15 protein-coding genes are annotated in these 16,590 nt (G+C 62.3%); 10 read left to right on the top strand and 5 right to left on the bottom strand.

What is annotated here, in order from left to right:
- The first annotated feature begins 15 nt into the window (after positions 1 to 15).
- On the top strand, positions 16 to 6,174 hold the full coding sequence (locus NY1_RS13420) for a DUF8616 domain-containing protein (protein ID WP_067711935.1): 6,159 nt from the start codon (positions 16 to 18) through the stop codon (positions 6,172 to 6,174).
- Between the two features lie 146 nt (positions 6,175 to 6,320).
- Positions 6,321 to 6,836 (top strand): hypothetical protein, encoded by a 516-nt coding sequence (locus tag NY1_RS42835; RefSeq protein ID WP_157762205.1) that lies wholly within the window; start codon positions 6,321 to 6,323, stop codon positions 6,834 to 6,836.
- Here NY1_RS42835 and NY1_RS42840 read toward each other — a convergent pair.
- Entirely contained in the window at positions 6,833 to 7,243 is a 411-nt protein-coding gene (locus tag NY1_RS42840; RefSeq protein WP_157762206.1) for a hypothetical protein, read from the bottom strand. The two genes, NY1_RS42835 and NY1_RS42840, sit on opposite strands and share 4 nt — an antisense overlap.
- A gap of 364 nt (positions 7,244 to 7,607) precedes the next feature.
- Between NY1_RS42840 and NY1_RS13425 the strand changes: the two genes are divergently transcribed.
- From NY1_RS13425 to NY1_RS13440, 4 genes are read left to right on the top strand one after another with little or no spacing between them, the layout of a single operon-like run.
- On the top strand, positions 7,608 to 8,912 hold the full coding sequence (locus NY1_RS13425) for a hypothetical protein (RefSeq protein ID WP_157762207.1): 1,305 nt from the start codon (positions 7,608 to 7,610) through the stop codon (positions 8,910 to 8,912).
- A 4-nt stretch (positions 8,913 to 8,916) separates the two neighbouring features.
- Complete coding sequence (locus tag NY1_RS13430) at positions 8,917 to 9,294, top strand: hypothetical protein (RefSeq protein WP_157762208.1); 378 nt, start codon at positions 8,917 to 8,919, stop codon at positions 9,292 to 9,294.
- A 15-nt stretch (positions 9,295 to 9,309) separates the two neighbouring features.
- A complete protein-coding gene (locus tag NY1_RS13435; RefSeq protein WP_067711943.1) occupies positions 9,310 to 9,870 on the top strand; it encodes an SUKH-4 family immunity protein in 561 nt (186 codons plus the stop codon).
- A 31-nt stretch (positions 9,871 to 9,901) separates the two neighbouring features.
- Complete coding sequence (locus NY1_RS13440) at positions 9,902 to 10,483, top strand: hypothetical protein (RefSeq protein ID WP_157762209.1); 582 nt, start codon at positions 9,902 to 9,904, stop codon at positions 10,481 to 10,483.
- 91 nt (positions 10,484 to 10,574) lie between these two features.
- Here NY1_RS13440 and NY1_RS13445 read toward each other — a convergent pair whose 3' ends face one another.
- Both NY1_RS13445 and NY1_RS13450 read right to left on the bottom strand, forming a co-directional pair.
- Positions 10,575 to 10,922 (bottom strand): DUF397 domain-containing protein, encoded by a 348-nt coding sequence (locus NY1_RS13445; protein WP_067711949.1) that lies wholly within the window; start codon positions 10,920 to 10,922, stop codon positions 10,575 to 10,577.
- A 2-nt stretch (positions 10,923 to 10,924) separates the two neighbouring features.
- Positions 10,925 to 11,776, bottom strand: coding sequence for a helix-turn-helix domain-containing protein (locus NY1_RS13450; protein WP_067712448.1), 852 nt, complete (start codon positions 11,774 to 11,776; stop codon positions 10,925 to 10,927).
- Between the two features lie 382 nt (positions 11,777 to 12,158).
- Here NY1_RS13450 and NY1_RS13455 point away from each other — a divergent pair, with 382 nt between their 5' ends.
- From NY1_RS13455 to NY1_RS13465, 4 genes are all read left to right on the top strand, one after another.
- The gene (locus tag NY1_RS13455; RefSeq protein WP_067711952.1) at positions 12,159 to 12,464 is read left to right on the top strand and encodes a hypothetical protein; all 306 of its coding nucleotides are present in this window, start codon (positions 12,159 to 12,161) and stop codon (positions 12,462 to 12,464) included.
- A 391-nt stretch (positions 12,465 to 12,855) separates the two neighbouring features.
- Complete coding sequence (locus tag NY1_RS44180) at positions 12,856 to 13,764, top strand: SUKH-3 domain-containing protein (RefSeq protein ID WP_084534936.1); 909 nt, start codon at positions 12,856 to 12,858, stop codon at positions 13,762 to 13,764.
- 138 nt (positions 13,765 to 13,902) lie between these two features.
- The gene (locus NY1_RS45620) at positions 13,903 to 14,352 is read left to right on the top strand and encodes a hypothetical protein (protein WP_501193561.1); all 450 of its coding nucleotides are present in this window, start codon (positions 13,903 to 13,905) and stop codon (positions 14,350 to 14,352) included.
- A complete protein-coding gene (locus NY1_RS13465; protein ID WP_067711955.1) occupies positions 14,256 to 14,486 on the top strand; it encodes a hypothetical protein in 231 nt (76 codons plus the stop codon). The genes NY1_RS45620 and NY1_RS13465 overlap by 97 nt, the downstream gene beginning before the upstream one ends.
- A gap of 24 nt (positions 14,487 to 14,510) precedes the next feature.
- On the opposite strand, the gene NY1_RS13470 is transcribed toward NY1_RS13465, so the two are convergent.
- Positions 14,511 to 14,915 carry a hypothetical protein gene (locus tag NY1_RS13470; protein WP_067711958.1) on the bottom strand — a complete coding sequence of 135 codons (405 nt, stop codon included), beginning with the start codon at positions 14,913 to 14,915 and terminating at the stop codon, positions 14,511 to 14,513.
- The gene (locus NY1_RS45090; RefSeq protein WP_067711961.1) at positions 14,916 to 16,562 is read right to left on the bottom strand and encodes a nucleic acid/nucleotide deaminase domain-containing protein; all 1,647 of its coding nucleotides are present in this window, start codon (positions 16,560 to 16,562) and stop codon (positions 14,916 to 14,918) included.
- Between the last annotated feature and the right edge of the window lie 28 nt (positions 16,563 to 16,590).

Below are 16,590 nucleotides of genomic sequence, written 5' to 3' on the forward strand. Positions count from 1 at the left end.
ACGGTTCGGTAATCGATGTCGGGGTTGACCGCAGCCGGTGATTTTCTCCCGGGCTGGCTCATGCAGTGGCTCAATTGGGGTGCGGCTTACCCCAAGGGCGATCAGGATCAGCTTTTCGCGCTCGGTGACGCGTGGAAGCAGGCGGCGTCCGACCTCAAGAACCTCGAACCCGAACTGCGGGCTGCCAACAACAAACTCTCGCAGTACTACGTCGGAGATGGCGGCGCGGCGGCGGTCAAGGAGTTGGCGACTCTCCTCGGTGAGAGCGAGTACTCCATTCCGACATTGGTCGCGAGCCTGGAATCGCTGGGAGCCGATGCCCGCTCGGCGGCAACCGAAATCGAGTACACGAAGATCCAGGAAGAGATCTTCGCGCTGCTGACCCTGTGGGGTGTGCTTTCGCTGATGTACTCGGCTGCGGGGAGCGCCCTGGCTCCGGCCTATCTGGTCGCGGCGCGGACAACACTGGCAAAGTTCGCGTCCGCGGCGGCCGAACGCATCGGGTTGATCATGGCGCGCAATGCCGCGAAAAAGATGGCCGCCCCGCTCGTTCGGAATATCGGGGTGCCGGTCGCCAAGGGGCTGGGGGCGATCAACAAGGCGCCGGCCATTATCAAGTATCCGGCGCTGGGAGCTATCGGCGCGGGGGGTGGCGCTGCGATCGGCGCGGGTATGGATGCCGCGATTCAGGGCGTCCAAATGCTGGAAGGCAATCGGGACAATGGTTACGACCTGAAGCGGACCTTCCAAACTGCGCTGGAATGGGGTGCGGGCGGCGCGGTCGGTGCGCCGGTGCACGGTCTGCTCAGTGCCGGGCTGGGGAAGCTGATCCCGTCCATGCTCGAGAAACAGGTCGCAGGCAAGGGCCCGGCAGCGGCCAAGTTGTTCGGCGAGACCCTGGCTGGCGGCCTCGGCGGTCTGGCCGGCGGCGGGGGCATGTACGCGGCGGGACTCGGTAACCAGTACTACGACAAAGGCAATTGGAACGACGTCGACAAGAAGTTCCACTACCAACTCGCACTCGGCGGTTTGGGTATGGGTGGGCTGGGTGGTGCACGCCATGGCATGACTCCGCACGATGGCAGCTCGCGCACCGCCGCACCGGAATCCAGCGGGGCGCCGAAGAGCAATGCGCTGGGCGAGAATTCGCGTGCCGCCGCGGCAACACCGGAGATCAACGCCAGTCACGGCGATCGAAGCGGGCAGCATGGGTCGCTCGTGGAGGCGGGAGCTGGCAAGTCCGAAGTCGGGCAGCACATCGGCGTGGACCAGAACGGTGCACAGCACAGCGGCGCAAGCGTTATCGGGGTCGGCCAGGAGCCGAAAGTCGCGAACGCGGGTGCGGCCGAAGGCGGGCGCGGCGGTCCGGCGGCAACGGCAGAGAACACGCGAGCCGCCGATAACACTGGTCGCTCCGCTGACAACACCGGCCGCGCAGCATCATCGACCGATAACGCGCAAAGCCGGGACGCCGCACAGAATCGACCACAACCCGCGGAAAGCGGGGCCCGGAATGCCGCGGCTACAGCCAATGCGGAGCGCTCGCCGGTCGCAGCAGGTGCGAGTGAAAAGCCCGTGCCGGTCCGTGGACCGGAATCGAAGGTCACTGGCCGCGAAAGCGTTGTGCAGGAAGTAGCGCCCGAGCGAACTCCTTCCGAAACAGCTCGCCCGGGCGAGGTAACACAGAATCACGGTGAGCCGGGCAAGACGGAAGCCGCCAGGCCCGGAGCGGAGATCCACAGCGACGCACCGCAGATTACCCGCGCGCCCGTCGAACCTGCGGCGCCTCGGCACACCCCTGCGGCCCCGGCCCACGAGCCGGTGACGCCGGCGCGCGATCCCGCGACACCGGTGCAGCGTGCAACCGAAGAACCTGCCGCTCCCCCAGACCGCAACGCGGCTGAACCCGCGGCACCCAATCGGCCCCCCGCCGATGTGGGCACCCGGACACCCGCCGAAACGCCCGTCGCGCCCCATCGCCCGTCTGCGGACGCTCCCATACCCCGTCCGGAGCGGATGCCGGAAGGCCAGCCAGGCCGTACCGGCGAGACTCCGCCCACACGCCCCGGGTCGAGCACACCTGTGGCGGAACGGAATCCGAACGGCCGTGCGGACCTTCCGGAAAACCGGCGCCAGGCCGAACCCGCGGATCCCACCGGAGGCGTGTTCCCGGTCCCCGAACCGATCGAAGCCGCCCGGCCGAACGACACGCAGCCCGCTCGCCCGGATTCCAGCCGTGGCGGCAACGCATCCGATCTCGGCAGCTTCCGTGGCGATGCCCGACCACCGAACGAACCCAACCTCACTCACCCCGAATTGACTCGCGAAATCGAGGAGAATCTCGCCGCGGTCAAGCCCGAGGACGCGGTGTGGGATGCAGAAGGCTCCCGATTCGTCCTCGAGGATGGCACGGAGATCCACGTCCGAGTCGGCGAGTCCGATCCCGGCACAGTGGCGAAGTTCACCCGGCGCGAGGAAACCGAAGCACACGGCCCGGAGGGCTCGAAACAGAAGCCCGCCTACGAAGTAACCGTCTCCGAACGTGCGCGCACCGAAGACGTCGCCCGCGCAGTGGCGCACGAGGTCGCCGAGATCCGGTTGGAGCAGGATCCGGCGATCCTGCGAGACCCGATCTCCGAGACTCCGGCACAGATGACAACCCACCTGGGTGGTCGATTCGCGGAGCTGAAAGTACTGGACGCCCAACTCGACAGGGCTCTGCAGGACAAGACCCGGACCGACGAGCACACCAGGCTGCGTAACGAAATCGCCGAGGTGCTGGACGAACTCGGGATGCGGGATCCGGCGACCAAGGAGTCGCAACAACGGCTACTCCGCGAACACGACCCAGAGCTTGCCAGACGCATCGAGGAGGAAACTCCGAATCCCCTTCACCAAAGGGAATCTCTAGAGCATCAGGCAGGGCCGATTGAAGAGTATCGGCCAGCTTCGCTGGAGGATCTCGGGTTCCGTGATCTCGAAGAGGTGCCCCTGGACATACGGCATGGCGTCGAACAAGCGCTACCCGTCACCAAGATGGTTCCCACGGAGGAAGTCCGCTTCACCCAGCGCAGCGTGAGCCGCGAAACCTCGGATGGAATTCCCATCGAGGAGCTCGCGAACCGCATGGCGGAAACCGGATGGCGAGGCGGTCCAGCACACGCTGTGCTGTACGAAGACGGACGAGTCGTCAGTCTCGACAACCGTCGTCTGACTGCGGCGCGTATGGCGGGCATCGAGGAAGTACCGATCGCACTGCACTCGCCCTCGGAGCGATTGGCCGATTGGGCACACGAGTGGGATCAAAGCCGGCGCGAGCGCAACCCGTTACGCGTCGAGATTCGCGAACTTGCTGATGGCACATTGCGTGTCGGCGGCGAGCATGGCGATGTCGCCTACAGGCCCGGGCGCGTTGCCGAAACATGGGACGAGATAGCACTGTTTCGGGCTGCGGAGCAACGCAGTCTCTTGCCAGGTGATCTGTTGGGTTCGGAGCATGCGCCCGTATACGCGGCCAAGCCCGCGGACAAGGTCACCGTCGACCTGGCCACCCACGACCGAGAGCAGATCGCCGAAGCCGTCCGTCAGGCCAGACCCGACGCCGACCAGATCCTCACCGACCTGCACGACACGCTCAACCAGGTCAACAACGACCTCAACCTCCAACACGAACCGCTGAAGACCCTCGGCGAAGATCACCGCGTCAAATCCGCCGAATCACTCGAACGCAAGTACTACACCGACCGCACCGTCGACAAACAAACCCACACCGTCGAAACGGTCGAGAGCTTCCTCGAACGAACCAACGACATCGTCCGCTACTCGATCCAACTCCCCGAAGGCACGCGATACACTCCCGCACTCGAACACACCCTCAACACCCTCCGCGAACGCGGATACGAGATAGTCGACGTCAAAAACTTCTGGCAAGAAAACAACCGCTACATCAACATCAACGCCACTCTCAAATCGGCAACAGGCCGCGAATTCGAAGTCCAATTCCCCACCGACGCCGCCTGGCGAGCCAACAAACTCACCCACACCGCATACGAAGTCTTCCGCGTCGAACAAGAACCGATCGAACGCCGCGTTCACGCCCTCCTCGACACCCTCCGAATCAACAAGGAACTCGAACTCGGCCAACACATCCCAGAAGGACTCAGCGAACGCTGGCCACCCAAAGACACCAGCTTCGCCAAATGGGTCGAGAAAAACCCAGAACTCTGGACCAAATACCACGAATGGCTCACCGAGAACAACCGCGACTTCAGTTGGGTCACAGAACAATTCGGCCTCGAACAACACGAAATCCTCCCCGGCTACAAACCGGAGACAGTCGAAACAGCGCCAGCAGATACCCAGCCGGGAAGCCGGGCTGAAACCCCGACGGCCCATACGAACGAGGCGCCTCGCGAACAGACACCGCAACGCGCTCCGGACGAAAAGCTCGCGCCCGGCGCTCATGAAGAGCAGAGAGCAGTCGTCGTTCAGGACGAGAGTCTCCACGAACAGACTGCACCGGAGAGCAACCCCGAGATTGCTCACCGCGGAGCGGAACCAGTAAATCCGGTTCATGCGCTCATCGACGAAGCACTTCCGAACCATCCCGAGATCGCAAAGGTTGTGCGCGATCTGGTCGAAGATTCGGCGCATCCGCTCGACCTGACTCGCGCGCTGTTGGACCCGAGCCGACGTGATTCGACGCTGAAGATACTGGCAGAGCTAGCAGACGGCGAGGCCCTGGGCAATCGTTCACTGGCTGAGTACCTTGCCGAGAATCCCGGACATGGCTCATTGTTCGAGGAATTGGCACCCGAGGTCAACCACCTACCCGACGGGCAGACGCGGCTGGACGCGCTCGTCGCCGAGGCCAAAGCCATCGACCCCGCCCGACAGGTCGGAGCACATCCGACCACCGCCGAACGGGCGCAGGTCGCCGAGTACGCCCGTCGCCTGTTCACTGACGTTCAGCCAGCAGTAAAGGCCGAACTTGCTCGGCTGACCGAAGTTGTCGACGGAGCGCGCACGAGCCTGCGCACCAAGTCCGGCGACGGGATCATCGACAAGGTCCAGCGAATGGTGGAAGGCGGAGAGAACCGACCACCTCGACCCAACTATCAGGTCGGCGACGTGATCGATGCCGTCGGCGCTCGAATCACCGTCAAAAATACGCACGATCTCGCGATACTACTCGAACGAATCCAAGAGCATTTCGGAGTGGGTGAGCACAGTCGGATTCTCGAGATCGAGAATATGTACGCCACCCCCAAGGGACGTAACCCAGAATATCGGGTAATCCCTTTGGTTGTCCGTATCGATATCGACGGTATCCCACACACATACGAACTCCAGTTGACGACTCAGCGAGCGTCGATCGCGGCTGATATCAACCACAATACGATCTACAAGCCCTATGTCGAGACAACGCCGGAACAGCTTGCCAAGATCAATAAGATGTTCGCCGAGGCGGCCGCGCTCGATCAGCGCGAAGCACGTGCCTCCGAACCGCGGCAGTCTCCCGTCGATAAGAGCTTCACACTCGGCAGAGAAAGCGCTGGCCGCGAGGAATCGTCAGCAGGCACTCGCCGCGGGGAAACAGGTACTGAAGAGCTGGAACCGCGCCCACGCCAGAAGCAGGCGGAGGACGATGGGCCTCGGCGAGACGAACAACAGGGCCGCCGTGACAACGACGAGCAGACGACCGATCCTAGTACCTCACATCCGCCTTTACCCAAATACTTGCAACGGGTCTACGACGGCGGCGTAGATATTGCTGGGGGTCGCGCCTACTACGATGGAGATCCGAAATCTCTGGCGTTGGCCAAGGTTGCCAAGCCGGTACAGGGATATTACATGTTGGACATGCATGGAAGCAGCCTCAAGGCATATTTCGGAAGAGAGGATTTGTATGCTGCGGAACTCGCGAAGCTGATCCGTGCCGACCCGAACTGGAAGGGCCAACCGGTATGGATGAACGTATGCGAGGCTGGAAAAGGCGATAATCCGCTTGCGCAGCTTGTGGCAAACAACCTGGGCGTAAAGGTCAAGGGCGCGACAACCCTTGTCTGGGGCCAGGGGGACGGCACTACAGTCGTTTCCTCCGCGTCAAGTCGCAAGGGCTACTTCACCACCCCGCACGACGGTAAGATGTTGCTGTTCAGACCGAAAAAGTAACCGGAGGTATCGCAGTGCACATAGCTAGCCCATTCGACGATAACGACCTGAATGGAGCGTCTCCGTCCTCCCCAGGCCGTTCCGTTGTACAAGACACCGACGAACGCGAAAAAGTAGGGCAATTCTTGAACGGCGGCGGAATTGTTATGGGCACCAGCAGTCGCAGTGCCGACGTCGTGGATCCGGGCCGCGGGCATGTTGTGCCGATGTTCTACATGACAGACGGGGAATGGATATGGCCAGACGCAATTGCCTACTATCTGACCGAACACAATATTCCGATCGAGACCGACTTTCTCAATTATATCCGTAGCAAGAATTATCTCGCAGCCACCCCTAATGAAAAGCAAATAGAAACTGCACTGGCGGTAATTACGAACGAAAGTCGAGAAGAGAGCCTACGCGAATGGCGCTCAGACCCAGAGGCTTGCATCGTTCGAACAAAGAAAGGCAATGAATGGTTCGCAGCATTTGCAATCGACGGCCGAAACTATGCAAGCCGCCAAGAGTTCATCGAGACTGTGACAACAGCCTTTGACCTATTGAACTCAATGGCCGTAGCTGCCGAATTCGAAACCGGCCCAGTCGGACCGGGAGAACCGGTCTTCAAACTGCCCACTTGGGAAGAGTACCGCGAGAGTGTTCAAGACAATACTTTCTAATCCTGACCTTCTCGCTCTACGCGTTCAGCTTTCATCTGCCGAACGTGTAGATCATCATCCCAAGATACATCCTCATGCTCCGGCGGATCACCCTCCCAAGAGAAGAACCACTCAATCCAATCTTCATTCGGCAACTCACTTGCCGATGAATCGTTAACCGCTAGTTGACGGGAGAATTCCTCCGCCTCCTCACGCTCGACGAACTTCCAGCGATCATCGTTATTGAAGTCAGAAGTGAATGCAAACACCCGGTTAGGATCGTACTGCCATGCCTGAATACCCTGATTCCAGGCAAGAGCATTTGTCGTGCCGAGCTTGGTCACAAAAATTGTCAACGGCGGGGTCTCGCCAAAATCTCCGACGCAAACTGCACGATACAAGAACACGTCACACTCCCACTCGTTCATGCGCCGTCGACGCAACCATCCGAACCAACCCTATCAACGGGCTGACGTGTATCGCCAAGATGGGCTCGTCCCGGCGACCGAACTCACCGACTCGACGGCGAAAACCGCTCAAGGGCAACGGTCTCCCTCGGGGAGTTCGGAGGATTGGTAATTGACGCCGCTGGACCGGGGATCACCCCCGCTGGTGAGCCTTTCGAGCTTGATCCGGTGCTCGCCGAGAGCGAGGCCGACCGGTTTGCTGGATGGTCCGATGTCGTCGGTGAGTCGGTCACACCGGGAGAGGAGCTTAACTCCGGCCGATGCTTTCTCGAGGCTGTCATTCTCGGTGAATCACCTGTGCTCGCAAAGGAAAGATGAGGTCCGAATGGCCCGACGAGGAGAGCTGGAGGCCCGGATCGCGTCGGCACTGACCGAACTGGCGCCCGAAGGTGATTGGGCGCGAGTAGAACTGCATGCGGCTGTCACGGTCGATGGGCACCAGCTGCGGCTCACATGCCTCATGAAGGACCGCACCACAGTCACTCCCGACCCGGATGCTTTGGATCCAGATGTCCTATGGAATCTGGGGCAGGAACTCGCTCAGTTGAGGCAAGTCATGTACTCCGATGACCAGGGCACTTGGTTTTCTCTCCGACTAGGTCTGAACTCGCGGGGCGGCTATTCGGTCGGATACAACTTTCATTGCGAGCCCGAATGGCGCCCTCCGCTGTCCGCCGATGTCTGGCTGCGCGACTTCGAGGCGTTTCCCCGTGATGTCTTCCACCTGCCGGCCTGGCTACGCAACCATCTCGAAGCGGCGCAACCGGGTCGGCAGATCGGCAGCGCCGTTGTCGAGGGCCCCATGGACGTTGCCGACCAGAGCCGACTTCTCGATGTGGTCTGCGCCCTGCTGGTCGACACCCTGCCGCCCGGCTACAGCATGTACAGCCTCTATTACAACTCGCTCGGCTACGGCATCGATATCCGCTCCGGCGTGCGCGACATCTTGGGCCGCACAACCGATTGGGCACCGCCCGCAGAACTTCTCGAATTGATGAACACGCTGCGTGAGGGCATGTACCGGCCGGGCATGGGTACCTGGTTCGGCGCTTATCTTCGGCTCGACTACATGACTCATCTGGATATCCAACTCAATTGGCTCGATGAGCCGGAATGGGAAGGTCCGACGGCTCCGCCGCGGTCCGCTTACCAGCAGGAGCTCGAGCGTTTTCCGCGTGATCAGAGCGCCGTCCCCGCCTGGCTGGCGGAGAAGAGCGCACAGACCGGTCCGGTGCTGCGTTTTGCCAAGCCGTACGACAGCGTGATGACCGTACCCAACTATCTGAATGGCCTGGCCCGCTTCGACCTTCGCCCACGCCTTACCGATGAGGAACACGCCGCCGTGCTCTCGTATCTCGAGCAAGCGCCCGTGGTGTCGACCTGGGCGGGAAGCGAACCCGACCGGCTCGTGCACGATCACCCCGATGCCATTCCCCGACAATTTCGCACCGACGGCACCTGGGTCTGGCCGGAGGACGTCAATTACTATGTGCGCGAACACAAACGCGCGCCGCAACGGCAGTTCGTCGAGCACATGAGAACTCTCGGGCATCGGTTCCCGGCCATCGATGCAGCCGCCGCGCAAGCCGCCGTCGCATTGATCGAACAGTCGGCGGAGCTGAGGGGATGAACTGGTGAGACCTGTTGGGATCTATCGCGAGATGTACGAAGGTCGGCGCAGTGAGTTGCCCGCGCTATCGGATGCTGTCGCCGGTTTCGAGATCGCGGACCGCGAGCGGGTGCTCGACTACATGCGAGCAGCGCCCGGAATCTTCGATGTGCTCGATGTGGTGACGGATCTGGTCGACAACATCGATCAGATCATGAGCGCTTCGTCGCTGGTCTCGGATGGAACGTGGATCTGGCGGGTCGATTCCATTCACTACCTCGGCAAGTACGACCTCGAGATTCCAGCGGACTTCCTGCACCATGTTCGACGAAGCGAGTATTCCCCGCCCGCATCCATCGAGTTCACCTCGGCGGTCAACGAGGCGATTGCCCGATACTTCTGAAGACCTGGAGGGCCAATGGTGCCGGAGCGGTACCGCACACCAGAAGAGGTGAAGCGATACCTCACGCCGCTCTTCCCGGCCGGCACAACATTCAATCTCTATCGGAGCGAGTACGGCTGGGTCTTCCAGCGGATCCCGTTTCAGGCGGGACCGGCACAGCAGGATCGGCGTCGCCCGCATCCCGGCCAGGTGAGGTTCGTGCTGGACGCCCGGACCGGTGTGGTGACAACGCACCCGAGCTTGCCGCTGCGGACGATCGGGCAGATGTACGACCAGGCGATCCGGGACGGGCGGCCCGTCCTGGGGAACCAGGTCTATCCGCTCCGGTGGCGGGTGAAAGTCCAACGAATCTCGCAGGACGAGAACATGATCCGCTACCAGGTGAGCACGGAACCGTTGGCCGCGGACGCGGAGCCGGTTCCGGAACACATCCTGACTATTACGAAATTCCCGTTCGACTACCAAACGGATGCCCCCGGAGTCGTGACCGAGTCGTGCGCGCGAGCGATTGCCTGGGTAGACATGCGGCGGCGTAGCGGGCAGGGCTGGCCGGAGCGGGGGACACTCGACTACTAGAGACCTGAGATCACGTGAGGATTGGCCACGGATGAGACGACTGAAGCCACAAATGCCTCGGATGCGGATGACACTTGGTGGTCGACTGGATCAGGCCCGGCTCGAACGGTTGCGCGAGGTACTCGGACTCACACGCATGGGCAGGCTGACCGATAGAGAAGATGAGCACTTCGGGTTCAGGGATGTCAGCGCGAATCGGGATCGCTCGGTAAGTCTCGATCTTTGGCGGGTCGAGGATATCAAGTGGAGTCTTTCGATTTCCGCCGAAGATGACGTTGACTTCAGTGATGAGGAGATCGCGCACTGGCAGGCGGTTTTCACGGCTGCTGCGCGGGAAGCCGAGCTGGAGATGCTCGGGTTCAAGGTGTTTCCCCCGCCGCATCGCGAGAGCTACCAAACGAGGTGGGAGAACGAGAATTGGCTGCGCACCATGTACTGGGACTTGCCTGCGCAGAACCTCAAGGAACTCTGGTGGGTGATCGGTGTCGGTCCATCCGCACCCGAGGCGGAGAAGCGGGACAAGCTGGTGGCATTCATGGCCAGTCCGACCTGGAAGCCCGCACCGCCTGAACTGCGGCGGCAGGCCGAAGAATTCGTGCGCCGCGCCACCTAGACCGAGAATGCCTCACCGCACGCCGATTCCCCGCTGCCGGGCGGAAATTCAGCGTCCCACAGGGTGCGGGTAAGCGCACGATGTCGCGTGCTCAGGCGGCGAACTCGCCGACTGCGATACCGGCGGTGAAGGCTTCCCATTCCTCGGGCGTGTAGACGAGGGTTACGCCGGCGGTGTCGCGGAGTGTGATGGTGCCATCGAGATGCCGATTCAGGGTGGGGACGCCGTCCGGGTGAACGGTGGGACGGCCGAGGGCCAGGTCGAGGAACTTGGGCCAGTTCGGGGATGGGATCGCGATGATCGGTTGGCGGGCAGGGTCGTTCGCAGGGTTACGAAGATACTTGCTGTCCCGGACGAGGATGCTGTCTCCGGCGTCGCATACTTCGACGCAGTGGTCGCTGCCCTGGCTGAAGGAGCTTTTGCGCCAGTAGACCGTCATATCTATACCTCGATTGCCTGCTCGATGAGGGTTGCCGAATCGCCTTGGGAGAGTGCGGCTTCCTCGAGTTCAGCGTACGTGTCGAGGTAACGATCCACGACAGGCGTTTCTACGCAGAGGCACCCAGCCAAGTTCTCGACGTAGCCAACGGGGCCGAATTGTTCGCCGAGGTCGAACAGCGCGAAGGAGCTGGCAAGGGCGCGCGGCAAGAATCTGTCGAATGGCAGGACCCGCAGCACTATCCGAGGGTTCTTACCGATTTCGAGAAGATGGTTCAGCTGTTCCCGCATCGCTTCGGGGTTACTTGTTCGCTGACGCAGCACCGTCTCGTGCACGATCGCGGTTACCGTGGTCGCAGCGTCGCTGACCATCCGTTGGCGGGCGAGGCGCAGCTCAGCCGCGCGGGCAGCGCTAGCGTCATCCAGCGCGGGATCCTCCCGGAACAACTCGTTCATATAGGCCGGGCTCTGCAGCAGGCCGTTCAGCAGGCCGAGGCTGAAGATTCGGATGTGTGCGGCACGGCTTTCCAGCCAGAAGACGTCCAGATACCGCTTGCTGCCGACAACATCCCGATACTCGTCCCACCAGCCCTTGCGCCACGCCTCTTTGGCGAGCGCGATGAGTTCCTCCCGCTGCTCCGCGTCGGCCACCCCGTACATCGTCAGTAGCGCGTCCACGTCTGTCCAGCGCAGCGGCACAGCACCGGTTTCGTAGCGGCTCATGGTCGAGTTGCCTTTGACGCCCAGGTATTCCGCGGCCTCGGCCACGGTGATCCCCGCCGCTTCGCGCTGCTCTCGAAGCCGTTGGCCGAGCCACTGAGAGCGCAGGGTCGCAACATGTCTCCGGTCGGCCATGAGTTGAATCCTATGTTGCTGAGGGTGCACTGTGTTCGCAATAGTCGCACACATGTTGCACGTGTACATATTGCACAGGTGCATGATGAGCTGCGACTATCGAGTGGTCATTCACATCGCTGATCGAATCGGGTGGTCGTCGTGATGGTCGCAATGCTCAACCTCCTCGCTGCTCTCGTACTCGGTTGCGCGGGAAGCCTTGTCATGGATCGATGCCGTCGCGTGCTAGCCGGAGCCGAGGGCCGGCACGGCGGCGACCGGTGGACGGTCCGATCGATTCGCGAGCGGGTGGAGTGCGAGCGCGGCCACGAGGCCACACCGCACCGGAACCTTTCCGCCACAACAGGATTCACCGTCGGCACATTGCTCCCCGGAGGTCGCCATGCCGTGCGATGACGGTGAGCAGATCGAATTGCAGGTCATCGTGGACGTGCTCGACGCGGTCGAAGCCAAGCTGCGTGAGCACGAGCGATGCGGATGGCGGCTGACCGTGGCGCGAACCCGGATCTACGCGGCCGTGTTGCACGCGGTCATCCTCAGCGCCCGCAGTACCTGTATCTTCCCGCCGACGTTGGACCGCGCTGCCGTTCTCGACACGATCCTCGACGGTGCCGAGCCGGACGGACCGGGCGGCAACGCGACACCGATCGACAGTGCCATCGAAGGCCACATCGTGAACCTCAACTGACCCCGCCGGAGTCCTCTTCGCGAACCCGTTCTCCCTTGATGCGGCGGACGTACTCGTCGTCGTCCCAAGAGATTTCGCTCGCATTGGAACGCCCACGGCGCGCTGTTCTACGAGCGCATTGGACATCGTAGAGAAATATCGGGAGGCAATAGCAGCGCTGCACGCGGTAGCGTTAAGTGAGGAAGACACCCGAGACACGGATCGCGTTGCCTACAGGCCGACGGTGTGTCATCGAGTTCATGTGTGGGGGCGAAGAGTGAGATTTGCAGGACCTTTCGACGGCATGGACAGCGAGGACAGACCTGCGATCTCTGCGAATCGTGTGGTCGTATCCGACCCAGCGGAGATCGACCGGATCGAACGCCGTGCAGCCGAAGATTGGCACTGAACGTTGACTGTCGACGATGTCACGATGTGGCTCAGGGCGAACGGTTGGTCTCCGGACCGGGATATCGGTCAACACGTCGCGGAACTCGTCCGGATCCGAAGCGACGATGCGGTGTTACAGGGTCGACGACTTGCCGTGTCCGATAAGGCCGTTCAGTTCATTCGCACCTTTGGGGAACTAGAGCTGCCGTTGCCCAGGGGTTCCGCAGGGGCTGTGCTGATACTGGATCCCACGGCGGGGTATGACGGGGACGTCGAGGATTTCGAGGAGCTCGCGGCGGGGCTCGGCAGGCGAGTGTTTCCGGTTGGCGTGGAGACCGACGAGTTCGGCATATGGCTGATCGACGAAGACGGCCGGTTCTTCCTTCACCATCACACAGGAAACTACTTTCTCGGCGGCAACGCGCAAGATGCCTTCGCCGCAGCATTTTTCGGCAAGGTTCTTCCCGTGGCCGAGGACTACTTCTGCGGTCACGTCGAACGGGTCCTTCGCACTGCGGGATGGTCGCCTGGCAGGCAGATCGACACCGGTGTCTGGAGACAGCGGCTGGAGGGCAGCGGGTTTCGGTGGAGTGGGGCGGCGGATCGCTTTCTCGCGGAGTTCGGAGGATTGGTTGTCGCCGGCTCCGGTCCTGGGATCACCTCCGCTCGGGAACCTTTCGAGCTGGATCCTCTGCTGGCCGAGGGCGAGGACGACAGGTTCGCTGGATGGGCGGAGGTGATCGGGGAATCGATCACGCCCGTCGGTGAACTCGACTCCGGCCGTTACTTTCTCGGAGTCGCCGAGTCGAGTGAGCTTTATCTGGTAGCCGATTGGCTCGGATCGTTCGGCAGGCTCCCGGAGGCTCTCGAAGCCGTCATCCTCGGTAGAGCGCCTGTGCCGGTGATCGACGAGCACCGAACGATACGCTGAAACCGTGAATAGCCAGGCGTGGATTCACGCGCGGAGTTGTTGCGGCAAGGCGAGGAACTCCGCGGCGAGGCACGGAAGTTCAAGGCCGCCGGGGATTTTCCCGGCGAAATGGAAGCGCACCGCCGGCGCGAAGCCCTGATGCGGCAGTACACGAAGACCCTGCCCGTTGTCGCAGTCGCCAGATGCCCGGATACCGGCGTGCTAGCGCACTACCCGATCGATACCGGCGACTTCGACGGATGGTTCTGGGACTACGACAACTCCTGGCGGGAGCATGCACCGATGCCGTCGACCTGGTTGACGATGTGTGGCGCAGTGCGCCTGCACGAACCGATAGCGTTCGCGAAGTTCTGGTGTCAGCCTGGTCCGGGGGTGCCGTATGTCATTCCGCGCATACTTTCCGGCGAGGGCGTGCGCGCAGTGATCAACCAGCTCTCTGTCGGACCGCATACTGCTTGGAACATCACCCAGAACGGAGCCGAGGAGATTCGATGGCTTTGCTTGTGTACTACAAGCGAATTCGTGAGAACGATGCCGAGGTGGAGTACCTCTACGGTGGCGACAAAGACGCGCTGCAGGATGTGCTGATCATCGAGAAGGGGAGCCGAAGGCTGCGTTCGGATCAGGTGAGCAACCATCTCATGGTTGCGGCCGCAGCCAAGATCGTGAGTCAGGCCGCTCGGGAAGGGCGCTGGCCTGGGTTCGGAGTGCGCGCTTCCTAGCGGCAATCCAGCCCAGCTCGAGTCTTATGAAGGGGAAAGACACCCATCCGAGTCGGTGGTCTCCAGCGCTCGCTTGGTCTTGATCTGGCGGACGTACTCGTCGTCGTCCCAGGATGTGTCCTCGTGGTCAGGCGGATCGCCTTTCCAGGAGAAGAACCATTCGATCCAGTCTTCGGTGGGGAGTTCGCTGGAGCCATCGGCGGCGAGCTCGCGGGCGAAATCCTCTGCGGCGGTGCGATCGACGATTTGCCAGCGATCGTCGTTCCTGTAGTCGCCGGTGAATCTGACGACGCGTTCGGGGTCGTACTGCCAGGTCTGGATTCCCTGGTTCCAGACGAGGGCGTCGTGGGACTTGCGTTTGCTCACGAAGATGGTGAAGGGCGGTGTTGTTCCGAAGTCGCCGCGGCAGACCGCTTGGTAGTACAGCACCTATTTGCCGCCCGCCTCGGCTATCAGCTTCTGCAGCAGGTCGTTTCCGGCGCTTAATGCCGCTGCGTCGTTCGCTACCCATGGGACGCTGTAGGAGACGGGGGTTTCCGAGCGGAGTCCCTGGAGTTTCGAACCGCAGGAGGCGAAGCAGGGTTGGCGTTCGCTGTACAAGCCTGTGATCTGGTCTGGTTTGAAGCCCTTGGCGTTCAGCTGAGTTAGGAGGTCTTCTTCGGAGCGGGCGGTGGGGTTGTCGGATTGGCCGTCGCCGGAGCCGATTACGAGGTCGCCGGTTTTGGGGTCGTTGAAGCCGGGGACGATGGCGACCATGAAGTTGCGGGAGGGGGAGGTGCCGCTGGATTGGCGGGCGTTGTAGGCGGCTTGGCTGGCGCGGTCCTTGTTGTAGGGGGCCTGTTGGTAGGTGCAGTTGGTGCCGCAGGAGGAGCGGGTGCGGGCGCCGTCTTGGGCGGTGCGGATGGTGTTTACTACGCGGTCGATTTCGGCTTGGACCATGGCGGTGGCTTGGATGTCGACGGAGCCGGCGTAGTTGATGGTGTATTCGACTGTGACGTCGCGGTTTTGGGCTCGGGCTTTGGCGTCGGCTTCGGCTTGTTTGCGGGCGCGGATGGCGGAGACGAGGGCGGCTACGCCGGTGTCTACGCAGGTCATTACGCCGCTGCCGTTGATGGGGAGGGTTTGGGTGGTGGTGCAGCCGGTGCTGGGGGTGCCGTCGACGGTGATGGAGGCCTTCATTACGGCGGAGATATTGCCGGAGAGGCGGGCGCCGGCGGTGGCGGTGGTTTTGGTGGTGACGGTGGAGGTGACCGTGCAGCTGGAGTTGTCGCATTTCAGGCTGCCCTTCGAGTCGAAGTCGAAGGAGATGCCCAGATTCACTGCGTTGGAGAGGGTTTGGGTTTGGGAGGCGAGGTCGTTGTAGGTCTGTTCGCGATCGGCGGGAGTCACGATCGGGAACAGGATGGGTCCGAGTTGGCCGTCTGCGCCGTACGTGGCGATGCCGCCGCCACCGCTATTGCCGCCGGCACTTCCGCCGCCATTGCCTGACTTGGCAGTGGTGGAGGTATGCGAACCCGAGGCGTCGGGGATCCAGCGCAGCAGGCGGTGGGGAGCGGACGCGGACACCGCGAGAGTTCCGGTCGGCGTTGCCACTTCGATGGCCTCGTCGGAACCGACCCGAACGGTCGGTGCGCCGACTCGGGGAAAGGCCGTGGCCTGGTCAAGTCCGCGAAGCAGCGTGAGGGCCAGTTCCCGCGGGGACCAGGCACCGGTGGGAACAACGGCAGCCAGATCGTCCGAACCGGTGACCCATTTACCTTCGAGAGAGGCGCTCGTCATCCCCCGCGGGAGGTTGGAAGCCAGCGCGTTCTTGGGCGGCTTCAGATAGGTCTTGCCGTCCACCGTGAGCACATCGGTCTTCTGCTGACCGGCAGCGGTGACTGACCCGACCATGTCACCCCCGGAGGTGGCGCGCAGGTCCCACGCACCGCCTTGGGAACTCGAACCGGTGTAGTGAGCGACCGGCTGGGTCAGCAGATCCACCAGCGCGGCATAGAACGGGGAGGTGTTCGGCGCGGCTACCGGATGGCCCGGGACGGTCGCGCATCCGGTTGCGATCAAAGCCGTGACCAGCATCGATCCGATCAGCCCAATTCGCCTGCGG

Origin of the sequence: Nocardia yamanashiensis NBRC 100130 (assembly GCF_001613325.1) — a bacterium.
Taxonomy (GTDB): Bacteria; Actinomycetota; Actinomycetes; order Mycobacteriales; family Mycobacteriaceae; genus Nocardia; species Nocardia yamanashiensis.